This is a genomic window from Arthrobacter vasquezii (assembly GCF_029455255.1).
Lineage (GTDB): Bacteria > Actinomycetota > Actinomycetes > Actinomycetales > Micrococcaceae > Arthrobacter_D > Arthrobacter_D parietis.
In genome coordinates, this window is sequence record NZ_JAROKN010000008.1 from 65048 (window position 1) to 81797 (window position 16750).

General features: G+C 63.4%; 13 protein-coding genes. 6 read left to right on the forward strand and 7 right to left on the reverse strand.

Annotation, left to right across the window (positions count from 1 at the left end):
• Nucleotides 1-28: 28 nt before the first annotated feature.
• Nucleotides 29-1306 carry a DNA polymerase IV gene (gene dinB / locus P4U43_RS05575; protein ID WP_277357828.1) on the reverse strand — a complete coding sequence of 426 codons (1278 nt, stop codon included), beginning with the start codon at nucleotides 1304-1306 and terminating at the stop codon, nucleotides 29-31.
• Nucleotides 1307-1399: 93 nt separating this feature from the next.
• Between dinB and P4U43_RS05580 the strand changes: the two genes are divergently transcribed.
• Nucleotides 1400-2509, forward strand: coding sequence for a polyprenyl synthetase family protein (locus P4U43_RS05580; protein ID WP_277357829.1), 1110 nt, complete (start codon nucleotides 1400-1402; stop codon nucleotides 2507-2509).
• 9 nt (nucleotides 2510-2518) lie between these two features.
• On the opposite strand, the gene P4U43_RS05585 is transcribed toward P4U43_RS05580, so the two are convergent.
• On the reverse strand, nucleotides 2519-2872 hold the full coding sequence (locus P4U43_RS05585; RefSeq protein WP_056547110.1) for an Rv2175c family DNA-binding protein: 354 nt from the start codon (nucleotides 2870-2872) through the stop codon (nucleotides 2519-2521).
• Between the two features lie 270 nt (nucleotides 2873-3142).
• Here P4U43_RS05585 and P4U43_RS05590 point away from each other — a divergent pair, with 270 nt between their 5' ends.
• Nucleotides 3143-4720 carry a lytic transglycosylase domain-containing protein gene (locus P4U43_RS05590; protein ID WP_277357830.1) on the forward strand — a complete coding sequence of 526 codons (1578 nt, stop codon included), beginning with the start codon at nucleotides 3143-3145 and terminating at the stop codon, nucleotides 4718-4720.
• Nucleotides 4721-4811: 91 nt separating this feature from the next.
• Complete coding sequence (gene pknB / locus P4U43_RS05595; RefSeq protein ID WP_277357831.1) at nucleotides 4812-6917, forward strand: Stk1 family PASTA domain-containing Ser/Thr kinase; 2106 nt, start codon at nucleotides 4812-4814, stop codon at nucleotides 6915-6917.
• 32 nt (nucleotides 6918-6949) lie between these two features.
• Here pknB and P4U43_RS05600 read toward each other — a convergent pair whose 3' ends face one another.
• On the reverse strand, nucleotides 6950-8320 hold the full coding sequence (locus P4U43_RS05600; protein ID WP_056547105.1) for a class II 3-deoxy-7-phosphoheptulonate synthase: 1371 nt from the start codon (nucleotides 8318-8320) through the stop codon (nucleotides 6950-6952).
• 66 nt (nucleotides 8321-8386) lie between these two features.
• The gene (locus tag P4U43_RS05605) at nucleotides 8387-9343 is read right to left on the reverse strand and encodes a lysophospholipid acyltransferase family protein (RefSeq protein ID WP_277357832.1); all 957 of its coding nucleotides are present in this window, start codon (nucleotides 9341-9343) and stop codon (nucleotides 8387-8389) included.
• Between the two features lie 151 nt (nucleotides 9344-9494).
• On the opposite strand from P4U43_RS05605, the gene P4U43_RS05610 reads away from it, so the two are divergent.
• A complete protein-coding gene (locus P4U43_RS05610) occupies nucleotides 9495-10259 on the forward strand; it encodes an alpha/beta hydrolase (RefSeq protein ID WP_277357833.1) in 765 nt (254 codons plus the stop codon).
• Nucleotides 10256-10714 (forward strand): hypothetical protein, encoded by a 459-nt coding sequence (locus tag P4U43_RS05615; RefSeq protein WP_277357834.1) that lies wholly within the window; start codon nucleotides 10256-10258, stop codon nucleotides 10712-10714. The genes P4U43_RS05610 and P4U43_RS05615 overlap by 4 nt, the downstream gene beginning before the upstream one ends.
• A 15-nt stretch (nucleotides 10715-10729) precedes the next feature.
• Here P4U43_RS05615 and P4U43_RS05620 read toward each other — a convergent pair whose 3' ends face one another.
• On the reverse strand, nucleotides 10730-11857 hold the full coding sequence (locus P4U43_RS05620; RefSeq protein WP_277357835.1) for an ROK family glucokinase: 1128 nt from the start codon (nucleotides 11855-11857) through the stop codon (nucleotides 10730-10732).
• A 156-nt stretch (nucleotides 11858-12013) separates the two neighbouring features.
• Between P4U43_RS05620 and P4U43_RS05625 the strand changes: the two genes are divergently transcribed.
• A complete protein-coding gene (locus P4U43_RS05625) occupies nucleotides 12014-13831 on the forward strand; it encodes an AMP-dependent synthetase/ligase (RefSeq protein WP_277357836.1) in 1818 nt (605 codons plus the stop codon).
• Between the two features lie 4 nt (nucleotides 13832-13835).
• Here P4U43_RS05625 and P4U43_RS05630 read toward each other — a convergent pair whose 3' ends face one another.
• Both P4U43_RS05630 and P4U43_RS05635 read right to left on the reverse strand, forming a co-directional pair.
• Nucleotides 13836-15248 (reverse strand): mycothione reductase, encoded by a 1413-nt coding sequence (locus tag P4U43_RS05630; RefSeq protein WP_277357837.1) that lies wholly within the window; start codon nucleotides 15246-15248, stop codon nucleotides 13836-13838.
• 3 nt (nucleotides 15249-15251) lie between these two features.
• Nucleotides 15252-16682 carry a nucleotide-binding protein gene (locus P4U43_RS05635; protein ID WP_277357838.1) on the reverse strand — a complete coding sequence of 477 codons (1431 nt, stop codon included), beginning with the start codon at nucleotides 16680-16682 and terminating at the stop codon, nucleotides 15252-15254.
• Nucleotides 16683-16750 lie beyond the last annotated feature (68 nt).

Sequence of the window (16750 nt, forward strand, 5' to 3'; positions counted from 1 at the left end):
TTGCAATCACCCGAAGGGAAAGCCACAGTCACCCGCCGGCCGGCCCCTGCCCGCCGGTATCCCGGCGTTTTGGCTGCCCGTCGGCAGGGTGCCCGCCCCTCGCGCCGGACGGCGGTTTGAGCAGCCGCGCAGGCAAGACCATCGACGCACCGAATTTGCCGTTCACCTTGTCGAGTACCTGCTCTGCGAGGCGCCAATTGTCATCCTGGCGGTCGATCGTCAGCTGATGTGAAGTGCCCGCAGCGCCTTCGAGCCGCTCCGCCCGGATTCCGATGAGCCGAACGCTCAGCGGGCGCTCACCCAGCGATTCCAGGAGCTGACACGCTGCCGCATATAAGGCATGCGCGCTGTCGGCAGGTTCGGGGAGGCGCCGTGACCGGGTCAGGGTGGAGAAGTCAGCGTAGCGAACCTTCAGTGACACCCCTCCTGTCTGCAGCCCTGCGGAACGAAGGCGCGTGGCTGTGCGGTGCGACAGGCGAAGCAGTTCTGCCCGAAGGAGATCATCGTCATCGACATCGGATGCAAACGTTTCCTCGGCACCGATACTTTTCTCCTGCCTGCTGACGGTTACCGGACGGGGGTCCTGCCCCCAGGCAAGCCGGTGGACATGGGCACCGGTGGCGCCGAGAGTCCGCTGGAGGACCGACGCGGGAGTGCGCGCGACGTCCTCCACGGTCCTGATCCCCAACCGTGCAAGAACCTCCTGGGTTTTGGCGCCGACACCCCAGAGCGCCGACACCGGAAGGGTGTGGAGATATTCCACGGTTCGCGCCGCTGGAATCAGCAGCAGCCCGTCCGGCTTCGCGCGGGTGGAAGCAATTTTCGCGACAAACTTTGTGGAGGCAATACCCACGCTCGCCGTTATTCCAAGTTCCCGGTGGATCATTGTTCGGATCAGCTCGCCGATTGTCCTGGGTGAACCCAGTCGCCGGATCGACCCGGCGACGTCGAGGAAAGCCTCGTCGACGCTCAGCTGTTCCACCATAGGCGTGACTGAGCCGAAGATTTCCATGACGGACGCCGACACCTCGGCATAAAGGTGGTGGTGCGGTTCGAGGACGACGGCATGGGGGCAGAGCCGCAGGGCGTTGACCATGGGCATCGCGGAGCGCACCCCGAACCGCCGTGCTTCGTAGGAGGCCGACAGCACCACCGACCGACCTGACGGCGAGCCGGCGATAACAGCCTTGCCCTGCAGGTCTGGGCGGGAAAGCAACTCCACTGAGACATAGAAGGCGTCCATGTCCACATGGAGGATTGTGCAATCCGCGTCCTCGATTCCCGCGAGGTCGGAACGGACGGGCATGCGAACCATCCTACTGCTGCGCGCCCACGGAATCGGTGGGCGGGATGCACCTGAAGCAGCTTCGCCTGGGAGGGCAGCACCTAGACTGAGCCTATGACTGACGGTATCGCTGCTCTTTCCACTCCCGTGCAGGATGAGCAGGATCGCTTCAGGAAGTCGCTTACCGAAGCTACCTCCCGCTTCCTCTCAGCGCAGCGGTCCATCCTCGAAACGGTGTCGTCCGACAGTGCAGTGCTTGTCGATGCGATAGAACGGTTGGCCTCCGGTGGCAAGAAGATGCGTCCGCTGCTGTGCTACTGGGGCTGGCGAGGCGCCGGAGGCGCAGCGGATGACGACGGCGTCGTTCTGGCGGGCATGTCCCTGGAACTGTTTCAGGCAGCTGCGCTCATTCATGACGACATCATTGACCGCTCGGATCTCAGGCGCGGAGCCCCCAGTGTGCACAAACAGTTCGAGACCCTTCATGACGACGGCGGCTGGCATCTGGATGCCGGACATTTCGGAACCGGCGCTGCGATCCTCGCGGGTGACCTGTGCCTGTCTCTCAGCGAAGAAGCATTCGCTTCGATCACCGCCGCACCTGAGCGAACCGCTGAAGCCCGCGCAATATTCAACAGGATGCGCACGGAAGTCATGGCCGGCCAGTATCTGGATCTCCTGGAAGAGGCAGTCGGGCCTGATCGGCACCCGGATGTTGCAGTTCAGCAGGCACTGAGCATCGTGCGCTTCAAATCCGCCAAATACTCCACGGAGCATCCGCTGTGCATTGGGGGCGCTCTCGCGGGAGCATCGCCGTCGTTGCTTGCCGGCTACTCCGGCTTTGCACTCCCCCTCGGGGAAGCTTTCCAACTGCGGGACGATCTCCTGGGCGTGTATGGCAACCCGGCGCTCACCGGCAAGCCCGCCGGCGATGACCTGCGGGAGGGAAAGCGAACGGTGCTGATTGCCAAGGCGCTGCAGGCTTGCAGCGCAGACCAGGCCAGGACCCTCAATGCCGGCCTTGGCCGAGAAGGCCTGAGCCAGGACGAAGTGCTGGAACTGCAGCGCATCATTGACGCAACAGGTGCCCGCGACGAGGTGGAGGCGTTGATAGCCGAACGTGCCCGCGCCAGCTACAAATCGCTGGAGGCACTCCCCCTCGATCCGCCCTGCAGAGACGCGCTCTCCGTTCTTGCGGAAGCTGCCGTTACGCGAGTGGCCTGAACAGGGCGGCTACCACGCCGAGGATTGCGCACGGCGGCGGATCTCGGTTTTGCGCCCCGCTTTCAGCGCATCGACCGGCCGGCCCGGCAGAGACTCGTCTTCCGTGAAGAGCCAGCGAATGATCTCTTCATCCGAGAACCCTGAGTCGCCGAGTACAACGACCGTCCCCTTGAGGCTTTCCAGGACGTGCCCGTCATCGATAAATTCCGCAGGCACTGAGCGGATTCCACGATCAGTAACGCGAACCGACACCAACGCCCGCTCATTGATGAGTCCATGAACCTTGGTGATGGACAGATCAAGCGCTTCCGCGACATCGGGAAGGGTGAGCCAGCTGCCCACGAGGTTCTCCAGTGTATTCACGCCCTTAAGCGTGCCACGCCTTGCTGCCCTAACTCCACTCAGCAGCTGCAGTCAGGATGGAATCACCGACGCGCCGAAACTGCGCAAATACTGAGACTTTTTGAGCTGTTGTGGTAAACGACCCATGGTGTAGATTCACATAAGTCACACAGGTAACAGTAACAACTTGTGTATCAACTGCACCATGGGGTTCGGGGATTACGGCGGCATCGACTGTTGCTCCCTGCCCTGCCATGCGGCCCAGCCCGCCATTACAGATGAGGACAGACCATGACCGCCCAGCGCCCGTCATCGCCGCTGAACGTGCCAGCCGCCTGCACCACGCCTTTCCGAAACCGTGGAATCGGTATCGCAGTGTCTTCCGCAGCGATACCCGCCGTCGTTCTTTCGTCGCTTGCACTTGCAGCACCGGCAGCCGCCGCGCCGGCCGCAGGCCATAGCGCGTACCAGCCATTGAAGACCATGCCGGCCGCTGCCAGTGCGACCGGCGCCATGATTCCCGCGGCCCTGGTGGCAACGCAGGTACCGCGGATTGTTCCCATGCAGAGCAGCGCCACAACGTACGTGGTCCGTGCGGGAGACACCATCAGCGGCATCGCAGTCCGTCACGGGCTGAGCATGCACGCGGTCCTGAAAGCGAACGGGTTGAAGGTCAACTCCATCATCCACCCCGGCCAGAAGATCAAGCTGGCGGGTTCGTCGGCATCTGAGGCTCCGGTGAAGCAGACTGCTCCGCCCAAGCAGCAGTCCTCCGCAACGTACACAGTGAAGTCCGGCGATACTCTGGGAGCAATCGCTGCCCGCCACGGTGTCAGCCTCTCGTCGGTTCTGACGGCAAATGGGCTGTCGATGACGTCCATCATCCACCCGGGCCAGAAGATCAAGCTCTCGGGTTCATCCGCAACGCCGGCGCCGGCGCCCAAGGCGACAACCCCCAAGCCGTCAGCTCCAAAGCCCGCCGCATCGGCATCCGGAGCAACTTATGTGGTGAAACCAGGTGACACGCTGGGTGCGATCGCTGCCCGCCACAATGTGAGTCTGGGATCCATCCTTTCGGCGAACGGGCTCTCCATGAGCTCGATCATTCATCCTGGCCAGAAAATCAAGCTGACCGGCGGGTCGAGCGTAGCTGTTCAGACAAGTCCGAAGCCCGCAGCACCGAAGCCGTCCGCCCCAACGGCCGGCGGCTCGTACACGATCAAGGCCGGCGATACGCTCGGCGGCATCGCCGGCAGGCATGGAGTCAGCCTCAGCGCGCTGCTCTCCGCCAACAAGTTGAGCGCCACCACCATCATCTACCCCGGAAAGAAGCTCACGATCCCCGGTGGGTCCAAGGCTGCCCCGGAACAGAAGCCGGCGGACCTCGTTCCATCGACCTTCCTCCACTACACCTACCCGGATGCAGTGGTTGCGGAAGCCAATAAGAACAAGCACACGCTGAACGGCCTTCCGGTTCCCTCGCAGGCCCAGATGAAAGCGATTGTCGCTGACACTGCCCGCAAAATGGGCGTAGACCCAAGCCTTGCGCTCGCCTTCTCCTACCAGGAGTCGGGGTTCAATCAGCGGGCTGTCTCACCGGCGAACGCCATCGGTGCCATGCAGGTCATCCCGATGTCCGGCGAATGGGCTTCCGATCTCGTTGGCCGGAAGCTGAATCTGCTGGATCCCTATGACAATGCAACCGCCGGTGTGGCGATCATCAAGGCGCTGATCCGGACCAGCCCCAACCTGGATACAGCGATCGCGTCCTACTACCAGGGCCAGTATTCGGTGAAAACCCACGGCATGTTCGCAGACACCAAGAATTATGTGGCAGCGATCAAGGCGCACCAGAAAAACTTCCGGTAGGCGACCACCGCCCCCTGCGGGTTCAGCGGCCGGCGCCCGACCGACCTGTGTTGGTGCGGGCGCCGGCCGCTGCTTCACTTAGTATCGAAGAGTGCGGGAGCGGCCGAAGGACTCACTGGTAGACACCGTTGTAGACGGGCGCTACCACGTTCGTTCACGGCTGGCGAGCGGCGGCATGTCGACCGTCTACCTTGCCACCGACGAACGGCTGGAACGCGACGTCGCGCTGAAGGTTCTCTATCCGCACCTCGCAGAAGACGAGCGCTTCCTCGAGCGTTTCGAGCGCGAAGCGAAGTCAGCGGCCAGGCTTTCGCACCCGCACGTGGTCGGGGTACTGGACCAGGGCGTGGAAGACGGACCAGGGCAAAGCGTCGCCTACCTCGTAATGGAGTATGTACCGGGCAAGACCCTCCGGGACCTCCTCACCGAACGGGGACGGCTGACGCCCCGCCAGGCTCTCGCGATTCTTGATCCAGTGGTTGAGGGACTGGGAGCGGCACATGATGCCGGGCTCATTCACAGGGATGTCAAGCCGGAGAACGTCCTGCTGTCCGAACGCGGTGGAATCAAGATTGCCGATTTTGGTCTTGCCCGTGCGGTCTCGGCCGCAACCCATACCGGAACGCTGGTGGGCACGGCGGCCTACTTCCCACCGGAGCTGGTGACAGGCGGAGCCGCGGACGCGCGCAGCGACATCTATTCGGCTGGCATCGTCCTGTTCGAGCTCCTCACGGGCAGGCAGCCATACTCCGGTGAAGCGCCCATCCAGGTTGCGTTCCAGCACGTGAACTCGCGGGTTCCCGCGCCCTCCACGATCGTTCCGGGACTGGCAGAGGACCTCGACGAACTGGTGCTTTGGTGCACCGCGGTTGATCCCGAAGAACGCCCTATCGACGGCAATGCCCTCCTCGGCGAGTTGCGGCACATTCGAACCACCCTGAGCGATGACGAGCTCGACCACGGCAGCGACCACCGCGCCGGTTCGGCACCAGGCGGCGAAGAAGCAGCGGCCTCCGACGGCGCCGAACGTACGGAGATCATCGGCGCAGCGCACTCGTCCACAGACGTAGCGGGATCGCATCCATATCCAACGGAGGTCATCGGCGCTCCGGGCTCTCCGACAACTGTGCTGGGAAACAGTTCCCACCACACCACAGTCCTGGGCTCCACGCCGGTTGCAGGATCCATGCCGCAGCGGCAGCTGGATTCAGCCGCACGAGAGAAGCTCGCTGCGAGGGACTTCAAGACCTACCGCAAAGAGCAGGCACGGGCCGTACAGCGCCCGGAAAAGACCCTGCGGCCAGGCAATGCACGGCGCAGGAATGCCTTTCTCATTCTCTTGCTCGCACTGCTCGCAGCGCTGGCGGCAATAGCCGGCTGGTTCTTCGGTGTGGGTCCGGGCGCGCTGGTGGCCGTTCCCGATGTTTCCAGCCGCTCAGTAAGCGCAGCGCAGGCATTGCTGGCCCAGGCCGGCCTATCCTCGAGCGCGGAGCCGTCCTATTCTGATTCCGTCGCGGAGGGCCTTGTGATCGCCAGCGAGCCGGAGGCAACCGCTACGGTGAGGCCCTGGGAGGAGATTCAGCTCCTGGTGTCGCTGGGACCGGAACTTTTCGCGATTCCGGAGGTCGTCGGTCTCGCTGAGGCAACAGCGGCGGCCACACTGGTCGCCGCCGGTTTCGAAGTAGGAGAAGTGACGCCGCAGTTCAGTGACACCGTTGCCGACGGCGCGGTGATCGCGACTACTCCAGCAGCAGGTGAACAGGTTCCCGCGGGCACCCCCGTGAGCCTGACGGTTTCACGGGGACCGGAGCCGGTCTCGGTTCCTTCCGTTGTGGGCCTGCCGGAGGAAGAAGCGGTCAGCATCCTGGCGGGCGCCGGGCTGACCCCGCTAATCGAGCCCGCGCCGGTCAATGACATCAAAGTACCGGCCGGATCCGTCCTGGTACAGACACCGGCAGAGGGGCAGCTGCCTCCGGGCGGGTCAGTGACGCTGACTCTCTCCGACGGCCCGCGCATCATTGCTGTTCCCGACGTATTCTCCGAACGTGAGGCGGAAGCCATCGCCGCACTGGAGGAGGCCGGGTTCACGGTCAAGGTGAACTACGCCTTCGGCCGCCCGGTGCTGGGCCTCGTTGCCGGCCAGGACCTCACGGGCGAGCATCCCGAAGGATCAACGGTCACCATTACCGTGACGTGAGATCGAAGCACCGGCGAAGGTAGCTGCGCCGGTTAGCGTCGGGACAGCGCCCCGGCCACAAGGAAAGCCATCTCGAGGGACTGCATGTGATTCAGGCGTGGATCACACACGGACTCATAGCGGTCGAGGAACGCTTCCTGATCGATCGGGTCCGCTCCGCCGAGGCACTCCGCGACGTCATCACCGGTCATCTCAACGTGAAGGCCGCCCGGGAAGGTGCCGAGTTCGTTGTGTACCTCAAAGAAACCGCGCACCTCATCCATGACATCGTCGAAATTGCGGGTCTTGTACCCGTTGGGGGAAGTGACCGTGTTGCCGTGCATTGGATCAGTTACCCAGAGGACCTTGGCGCCGGAATCAGTCACCTTTGACACGAGGTTGGGCAGCTTCTCGCGGATATTCTTGGCGCCCATCCGGGTGATAAACGTGAGGCGGCCCGGCTCCCTGTTGGGGTCCAGCTTGTCAATGAGTGCCAACGCATCATCCGGCGACGTACCGGGGCCAAGCTTCACCCCAATCGGGTTGCGTACGCGTGACAGGAAATCAATGTGAGCGCCGTCGATATCCCTCGTTCGCTCGCCGATCCACAGGAAGTGTGCCGACGTGTCATAAGGCAGGCCTGTGCGTGAGTCGGTGCGGGTCAATGCGCGCTCATACTCAAGCAGCAGGGCCTCATGGCTGGCGAAGAACTCGACGCGGGTCAAGGCATCAAAATCGGCGCCGCAGGCTTCCATGAAGCGGACGGCGCGGTCAATTTCGCGCGCCAGCGATTCGTACCGCGAGTGGGCCGGATTGGCAGTGAAGCCCTTATTCCAGTGGTGGACGAGACGGAGGTCTGCAAATCCGCCCTGGGTGAAGGCGCGAATCAGATTGAGCGTCGATGCGGAGGTGTGGTACGCCCGCACCATCCGGGAGGCGTCATGACCACGGCTCTCCGGTGTGAAGTCATACCCGTTCACCATGTCCCCGCGGTATGCCGGTAGGGTCACGCCTTCGCGGGTTTCATCGTTCGATGAACGCGGCTTCGCGAACTGGCCGGCCATGCGTCCCATCTTGATGACAGGAAGCGAGGCACCGTACGTGAGGACTACGGCCATCTGGAGGATGGTCTTTACACGAGCGCTGATTCTGTCTGCGGTGGCGCCCTCGAAAGTCTCCGCGCAATCGCCCCCCTGCAGGAGGAACGCCTTACCCTGGGCAGCGGCGGCGAGCCGCTCACGCAACACATCCACCTCACCTGCGAAAACAAGCGGCGGCAGCGTGGAGAGCTCGTCGAGAGAAGACCGGTGAACGGTGGAGTCCTGCCAGCTGGGCTGCTGGGAGATCGCCAGCTCCCGCCAGATATCCAGCCCATGATCGGGTGCTGCTGAACGGGAAGCGGAGGTAACGGTTGTTTCGGTCACTACTTAAGCCTAATGGCTATACCCGATGCCGGCGGACTCCCCTGTCATGCGGCAGCGCCCGTCCCGTCACATAGCCCGGCTGCTGGAATCGCCCTCGTGCCTTTTCCGTGTTCGCCGGGGTGCGGCAGGAGGGTCCGGCGTCTCATCAGAGGCCTCGCCAGGGTCATGTCCGATGGTTCGTACTTCACCGGGCAACGGACCTTCGGTACTTGGCGGCAAGGAGGTGTCCGACGACGGCTGAAATACGTCTGCCGGAGCAGAGCCTTCCAGCCGGACGGCGGCCTGACGGGACGGATCCGCGATCCGCTCCGCCTTCTTGCTGGTCTTCCTGCCTGCCGTCTTCGCGCTGGCGAGACGCTCCTTGACGCTGCTGGCGTAGACGTCGACATACTCCTGACCGGAGAGCCGCATGAGCGCATACATGATTTCATCGGTCACGGAACGTTGAATGAAGCGGTCCTCGCCCATCCCTGCATAGCGCCGGAAGTCCATCGGCTCCCCGACGATGATGCCCACACGGCGAATATTCGGGATCCGTCTTCCGATGGGCTGCACCTTGTCCGTACCGATCATGGCAACCGGAATGACCGGTACCCCGGTTGCGAGGATCAGCTTGGCAACGCCGGTCTTTCCGCGGTAAAGCCTGCCGTCCGGGCTACGCGTTCCCTCGGGATAGATACCCAGCAACGCACCGGACTTCAGGATTTCTTCTCCTGCCGACAGCGACGTGGCGGACGCGGCGCCCCCGGAACGATCCATCGGCAGCTGGTTTGTCAGCCGAAAAAACGCAGCGGTCAGCTTTCCTTTCAGGCCCTTGCCTGTGAAGTACTCGGATTTAGCCAGAAACACCACAGGACGCGGCACTGCAAGTGGAAGGAAGATCGAATCCGAGAAAGATAGGTGGTTGCTCACGATGACAGCTGCACCGGTTGCCGGAATGTTATCCAGTCCCTTGACCCATGGCCTGAACAAGAGATTCACAAGTGGACCAATAAAGATCCTCTTCATGATCCAGTAGAACACTCTGCCAGCCTTCCTGCGTGGATGTTCCGATTACCTGGGAACAGGCAAAACCATGCCTTCCGCAAACGGGTTCTTGGAACACTACTCTACGGGCGGACAGTGTGCGGGACGTCACTGGCAGTCCGCGGAACGCGATGACACCATTGGAATCATGACGGCCGACCCCACTCTCGCAGCGTTCTCCTCGAACGGTTCAGGAAATAACGCACGTATTGGGGTTCTTCTGAGCCATGGCTTCACCGGCTCGCCGGCGAGCGTGGCTGGCTGGGCCCGGTATCTGGCTGATTACGGCTTTGCCGTGCGGCTCCCGTTGCTGGCCGGGCACGGCACCACCTGGCAGGAGCTCGCAAGGACACCCTGGGAGCGCTGGTACGAGGGGATCGACACGGCGTATCAGGATCTGGCTCAAAATACTGACGCGGTGGTCGTGGCAGGACTGTCGATGGGTGGTGCCCTCGCTCTGCGGTTGGCGGCGCTGGAACCGGTGGCTGGCGTCGTCGTCGTAAATCCCGGCCTCACCATGGGCGATCCGCGCGCCCGTTACGCCGGCGTACTGAAGTACCTGCTCCGGTCGGTCCCCTCGATCGGCAATGACATCCGGAAGGAGGGCATGGACGAACGGGCGTATCCCCGTACGCCGGTCGCTGCAGTCCACCAGCTTGCGCAGCTTTTTCGCGACACCACCGACCGGCTCCCCCAGGTCACCGCACCCACGCTGGTCTTCCGGTCCAATGTGGACAGGATTGTGCCGGAAAGCAGCCTGGAAGTTCTACAAAGGCGCATTGGGAGCGCACACTTGGAAGTAATACGGTTGGAGAACAGCTACCACGTGGCCACCATGGACCACGACCAGGAGCTCATCTTCGAGCGCTCCGCAGCATTCATCGAGCACGTGACAGCAGGTACCACCGCATGAGTCCCCGAGCACAGGACCCTAACGAATCCACTGACGACGCCGTCTGGCAGGACCTCGTCGCGCGGTTGGAAGAAAGCCCCAGCAGTGAACTTCCCGAACGTCAGGCATCAGGACCTGCACCCACCGCCGAGGAGCGCGTTCGGGCGATCTTCGACAACCAGCCTGCACCGGCGCCGCCCGGCCCCCGGGATTACTCGGCATCCGAACATGAGGATGACGGCACCTACCAGCCGCCCGAACCTCCGGCCCTCGGCGTGGGAGATCCCCTCGTGGTGCTGGCCTGGCTGTGCGCGGTGGGCGGCCCAGTAGCGCTCATGCTGATTGCAATGTTCTGGCGGTCAGTCTCCACCACCGTGATGCTGGGAATCGTCGGGATCTTCATTGCGAGCGTGACGTTCCTGATTTTCCGCCTTCCGAAAACCCGTGATTACGACGACGACGGCGCGGAGGTCTAACTTGCCGCCGGCGGCTTAGCGCCGCTCACGGAAACGTCCCGACGGCGCATTTCCGTAAGCCCTGCCCAACAATGCTCGGTATCTGATCCGTGAGAGGTCCGCGGCGCCGACGAGGCCGGCATCCGGACCCAGCGCTGCTGAGGTGATCATGGCGGCGGGACGGAAGCCGCGTCCGGTCAGATTACGTTCGAAGGTTCGCCGCGCCGGGTCAATGAGGAGCTGCCCGGCGGCGCCGAGTCCGCCACCGATGACAAAGGTCCCCGGGTCCAGGGCGGCACCGAGATTCGCGAGGCCAAGGCCAAGCCACTGACCGACGTCGTCAATCAACTCCCGGCACACCGGGTCGCCACGAAGCGCCAGGCGTGTGACCACTGCTCCGGTGATGGCGTCGATGTTGCCATTCACCTCCCGCAGCAGCGTTTGCGCCACCGGTGAATTGGCGGACGCCAGCTCGCGGGCTTCCCTGCCCAGGGCGTTGCCCGAGGCGTACTGCTCCCAGCAACCACGGTTTCCACACTCGCAGCGATGCCCGTTCGGCACGATGATTTGGTGGCCGAACTCCCCCGCCACGCCGTGGCGTCCGCGCTCAAGCACACCGCCCATGATCATTGCGCCGCCTATTCCGGTGCCCAGCGTGATGAGGACGAGCCGCGGTTCCCCACGCCCTGCACCGAAACGCCATTCGGCCCAGGCGGCGGCGTCGGCATCATTGAGCACGGTGACGCGCCGCCGCAGCGCCTTCTCCAGGTTGGCTCTCAATGGTTCGTTGCGCCAGGCAAGGTGCGGGCTGAACAGGACCGTCCCGTTGTCGAGGTCCATCCACCCGGCGGCGCCGATCCCGACTGACCGGATGCGGCGACCGCTTCCAAGCTCCCGCACCAGGTCAGCGATGACTCTTTCCACTGCACGCGGATCCTGGCCGGGAGTTTCCCTGCGGGCAGAGGCCACGATGGTGCCGTCCGGATCCACGACCCCGGCTGCAACCTTGGTCCCGCCGATGTCGATGCCGATGGCAAGACCCCGTGCACGCAACGGGCGCGCCGCGTAACGGGAGCCGGCAACCGGCGATCCAAGGGGTTGGCGGCTTCCGCCGCCGAAACGGTTTCCGCCTGCCGTGGGACGCTCTTCTCGTTCCGCCTGCATGGGTACCGGCCTCCCGCCGTCGTTCTGGGACTGCACCGCGTTGCTGACTGCGGTTCACCGTTACCGTTTTGTACATTACTGGAGAGTAAGAGCTCCCGGGAAAAGCTATAGGCTAGGGCCACTCACAGGATGTGATGAAGATCAAAGGAGATTCCCGTGCGCGAATTCAGCGTTCCGGTCAAGGTGAAGGTCCCTCGGGACAACAACACTACGCACCTCGTGGTGAAGCAGGCGGAGAAACAGAGCAATCCTGCCCTTTTTGCCACGAAGGACGCCTCAGGGCAATGGTCCGATATCCGCGCAACGGACTTCCTTTCCGATGTTCGCAGGATCGCCAAGGGCCTGATGGCGTCAGGTGTGGAAGCGGGCGACCGCGTCGCGATCATGGCGCGTACCCGGTATGAGTGGGCTCTGGTTGATTTTGCCGTCTGGTTCGCGGGGGCTGTCTCCGTGCCTGTGTATGAAACGTCGTCGCCGTCGCAGGTCGCTTGGATCCTTGGTGATTCCGGTGCAGTCGCTGCTTTCGTGGAGTCTGGCCGCCACGAGAACGTGGTGCGTCAGGCAGTTGCCTCGGAGAACCTGGAGGGGTTCCGCGATGTGTGGCAGTTTGACGGCGGCGGGCTCGATACCCTCAGGGAAGCCGGGGCGGCCATTGATGATGCAGCGCTTGAGGAGCGGCGCCTGATCGCGGGTCTCGACGATGTAGCGACCATCATCTACACGTCCGGGACAACCGGAAAGCCCAAGGGGTGCGAACTGACGCACGGCAACTTCGTTGAGTTGTCGGAGAACGCGGCGGCGGCACTGCCCGAAGTTGCACACGAGGGCGCGCAGACCATCATGTTTCTGCCCCTCGCGCACGTCTTCGCCCGGTTCATCTCGGTGCTCTGCGTTGCCGCCGGCGCCACCGTTGCGCACACACCGGACATCAAGAACCTGCTTCCGGACCTGCAAAGCTACAAGCCGACCTTCATTCTGGCTGTACCGCGCGTGTTCGAGAAGGTCTACAACAACTCCATGCTGAAGGCCGAGGACAACGGCAAGGGCAAGATTTTCCATGCCGGCGTCGATGTCGCGATCGCCTGGTCGAAAGCCGACCAGGCGGGCAAGGTGGGCCTCGGCCTGAAGGTCAAGCACGCCATCTTCGACAAGCTGCTCTATGGCAAAATCCGGACCGCTATGGGCGGCAGGGTCCAGCATGCTGTGTCAGGCGGCGCGCCGCTGGGCGACCGGCTCGGCCACTTCTTCCATGGCATCGGGCTGATGGTGCTCGAGGGGTACGGGCTGACTGAAACCACGGCGCCCATCTCAGTCAGCACGCCGCAGAAGATCAAGATCGGCACGGTGGGTGCGCCGCTGCCGGGCAACGCAGTCAGGATCGCGGACGACGGTGAAATCCTCACCAAGGGCGTCTGCGTCCTGAAAGGCTATTTCAAGCGTCCCGATCTCACGGAGGAAGCCTTCACCGACGGCTGGTTCCACACCGGCGACATTGGGCAACTCGACGAGGACGGTTTCCTGAGCATCACGGGGCGCAAGAAGGAAATTATTGTGACGGCCAGCGGCAAGAACGTCGTCCCGGCACAGCTGGAGGACACCATCCGCGCCAACGCGCTCGTGTCCCAGTGTGTTGTTGTGGGAGATCAGAGGCCGTTCATCTCCGCTTTGATAACCCTCGATGAGGAAGCTTTGCCCGGATGGCTTGAGCGTCACGACCTTCCTGCCGGAACCACGATGGCTGAAGCGGCGAATCATCCCGCGGTCCGCGCAGAAATCCAGGCGCTCGTGGATTCCGCAAATGAGTCGGTCAGCCAGGCGGAGGCGATCAAGGTATTCCGCATCGTTGAGCACGACTTCACAGAGGCAAGCGGTCATCTCACGCCGTCGATGAAGATCAAGCGCGCGCAGGTGCTCAAGGACTACTCCACGGTGGTTGAGGAAATCTACGCGCAGCAGCGCATGCAGCAGGCGTAGGTTCTCAGGTGGAGGGCGCCTTCAGCGAAAGCAGGGCGTTCTCCACCACCTCGGTCAGCGCAGGGTGAATCCAGTACTGGCCGCGGGCCATGGTGAACGCGTCCAGGCCGAAGTGCATTGCCTGAATGATCGGCTGGATCAGGTTCGAGGCTTCATGTCCCATGATGTGTGCGCCGAGGATGATGCCGCTGTCTTCCTCCGCGAGCACCTTCACGATGCCCGTGGTGTCTTCCATCGCCCACCCGTAGGCGGTTGACCCGTACTGCTGGACGGCCACCGCAACGCGTGAACCAGTTCGCTCCGCGCGTTCCAGTGCCTGCTCTTCGGTAAGACCCACGGTCGCGATCTGTGGCCTGGTGAAGACGGCTGCGGGCACATAACGGTGATCGCTGGTATGCAGGGCCTCCGGATGAAGCAGGTTGTGGGATACCACCCGCGCCTCATGGTTAGCGACGTGCTTGAGCTGGAAGGGGCTTGAGATGTCCCCGAGTGCCCAGACTCCGGGTACGGGCTTGCCGTCCCTCAGCACTCGCTGGAACGGGTCAACCGCAATCCGGCCGTCTTCGGTTTCGTCGAAACCGACCGCCGCTGCACCCACCCGGTCGCTGTTCGGCGTGCGTCCGGTCGCGACGAGCACGACGTCGGCTTCCACAGACAGAGCGGTTCCGTCAGGTCCAGTGACGTTAGCGGTGACCGATCCGTCGGCGTTGGCGTCCACTCTGTCGACCTGGTGTCGGGTAAGAACCTTCCACTGCGCCAGTGCCTTCTCCGTGAAACGTTCGGAAATGGTGTCGTCGAGGGAGCGCAGCATGTGTCCCGACCGCACCGCAAGGGTGACGTCGGTGCCGAGGGCAGAGAAGATGTGCGCGAACTCGGCTGCAATGTACCCGCCACCGATAATCAGCATCCTTCGTGGCTGTTCCTCCAGCCGCATGACGGTGTCCGAGGTGTGGACCTGTGGCAGGTCCAGTCCTGGAATGTCCGGAATCACTGCCCGCGAGCCTGCCGCGACGACCACCTGATCAGCAGTGATCTCGGTGCCGGCGTTCGTTCTCAGAGAGTGGTCGCCGGTGAAACGTAAGTCTTCCTCGTACAGGTCAACATGCTGCAGTTCATCGGCCCGGTAGACACGCCCTGCGTCGGAGATGCTGTCGATGCGGGTGAAAATCCGGTCCCGCAGGTCTGTCCAGCGTGTTCCGGTGTGCTGCAGGTCCACTCCGAGGCGGCCGGCCTCGTCAGCTGCACGGGCCAGCTCCGCCGGGTAGACGAACATCTTGGTCGGGATGCAGCCCACGTTCAGGCAGGTTCCGCCGAAAGTCCCGCCTTCGATGATCGCGATTCTTTTGTCATCCCACTCAGGCGTGATGATGGTGTTGCCGGAGCCGGACCCGATAATCGCGAGGTCGTAGTGGGTCACGGGTCAGTGCAGCTGATCTACAACAAGCGCGGCGAGCTCAACCACTGCATCCCTGGTGCGGGTCTGCAGTTTGGAAAGCTCCACGCGGGAGCCCTCGGCGAGATGGCGGTCATACGGGATGCGCACAACAGTGCCGACACGGGAACGGAAGTGTTCCTCGATCTCGTTGACGTTGACCTCCGTGCGGTTCCCGGAGGACATGTTGACCACCACGATTGCCTTGGCCACCAAATCATGCCGGCCGTGCGCTTCAAGCCAGGACAGCGTTTCGGACGCAAGGCGCGCCTCGTCGACGCTGCCGCCTGAAACGAGGACGACGGCGTCGGCTTTCTCGAGGGTCCCCTTCATAACCGAGTGCACCATACCGGTGCCGGAGTCAGTGAGGACGATCGAGTAGTACCGTCCGAGGATGTCCGTCACCGCGCGGTAATCAGCGTCATCGAACGCCTGGGCAACAGCGGGATCGGTGTCGGAGGCGAGCACGTGAAGGCGCGAGCCGTCCCGTGCAACATAACTGGACAGCTGTGCGAAGGAATCGACCATGAACCGGTTCTGCACCAGTTGGCGCGCGGTGAAGTCGGCTTTGCCCGGCGACCGGTCGGAGAGCGTGCCGCGGTCCGGGTTGGCGTCCATGGCAATGATCCGGTCCTCGCGGATTTCTGCCAGAGCCATTCCGAGCAGGGTAGTCACTGTTGTCTTCCCGACGCCGCCCTTGCGGGAAAGCACCGGGACGTACCGGGTCCGCTCCCCCAACCGGACGCTCACCCGGTGCTCAAGCGCACGGCGGATGCGCACGGCGTCCGAATCGCCGAGGTTCAGGTAGCCGAAGGTCGCCTTGTACAGCCAGTACCGCCATCCGCTGATGGGGGCACGCTGCTGTGACGTCAGCAGCCTGTCTGCCGTGAGCGACGACGCCGGCTCCGGACCCTCTTCCCTGTTCCGCCGCGCGCTGCGGTCAGGGGATGCGGGGGTAACAGCCTGAGGGACAGCGGGTAGTTCGCTGCCACGTCCGCCTGACGGCTGCCAACCGGTCAACTCCTCATCCTCGGAGAGCCGGATGTTGCTGTCGGCCAGGGTGAGCTCGGAAGGATCGGTCGGATGTTGTCCCGGGCGCTGCCCATCCGTGGCGGGGGTGATCCCGATGTGCGGCAGGCGGTCCGGCAGCGGCGCCTGGACCACAGCAGGACCGCCCAGATCAGCGCCATCCGGTGAAGCGGCGTCGTCCTCAGAGCTCAGCGTGTACTCCCCGGCCGCTTCCGGTGCTGGGTGTTGCGACTCATCCGAGCCCGCCTGCTCGTCTGACTGTGCCGTGCCGGCGCCGCCGGTAGCCGTCTCGCCAGCGGACTGGTCTCCATTCATTACGGCCTCATCCGACTCCTGCGGCACGCCGACCCCGTCCTTGGACCGCTCTGCCGGCTTCTTCTCGTTCGCCATAATTCCTCACGCTCGCATAACACCCGCAGCGGGACACCACAGGTGGATTCTGCATCACCTTAGCGCAG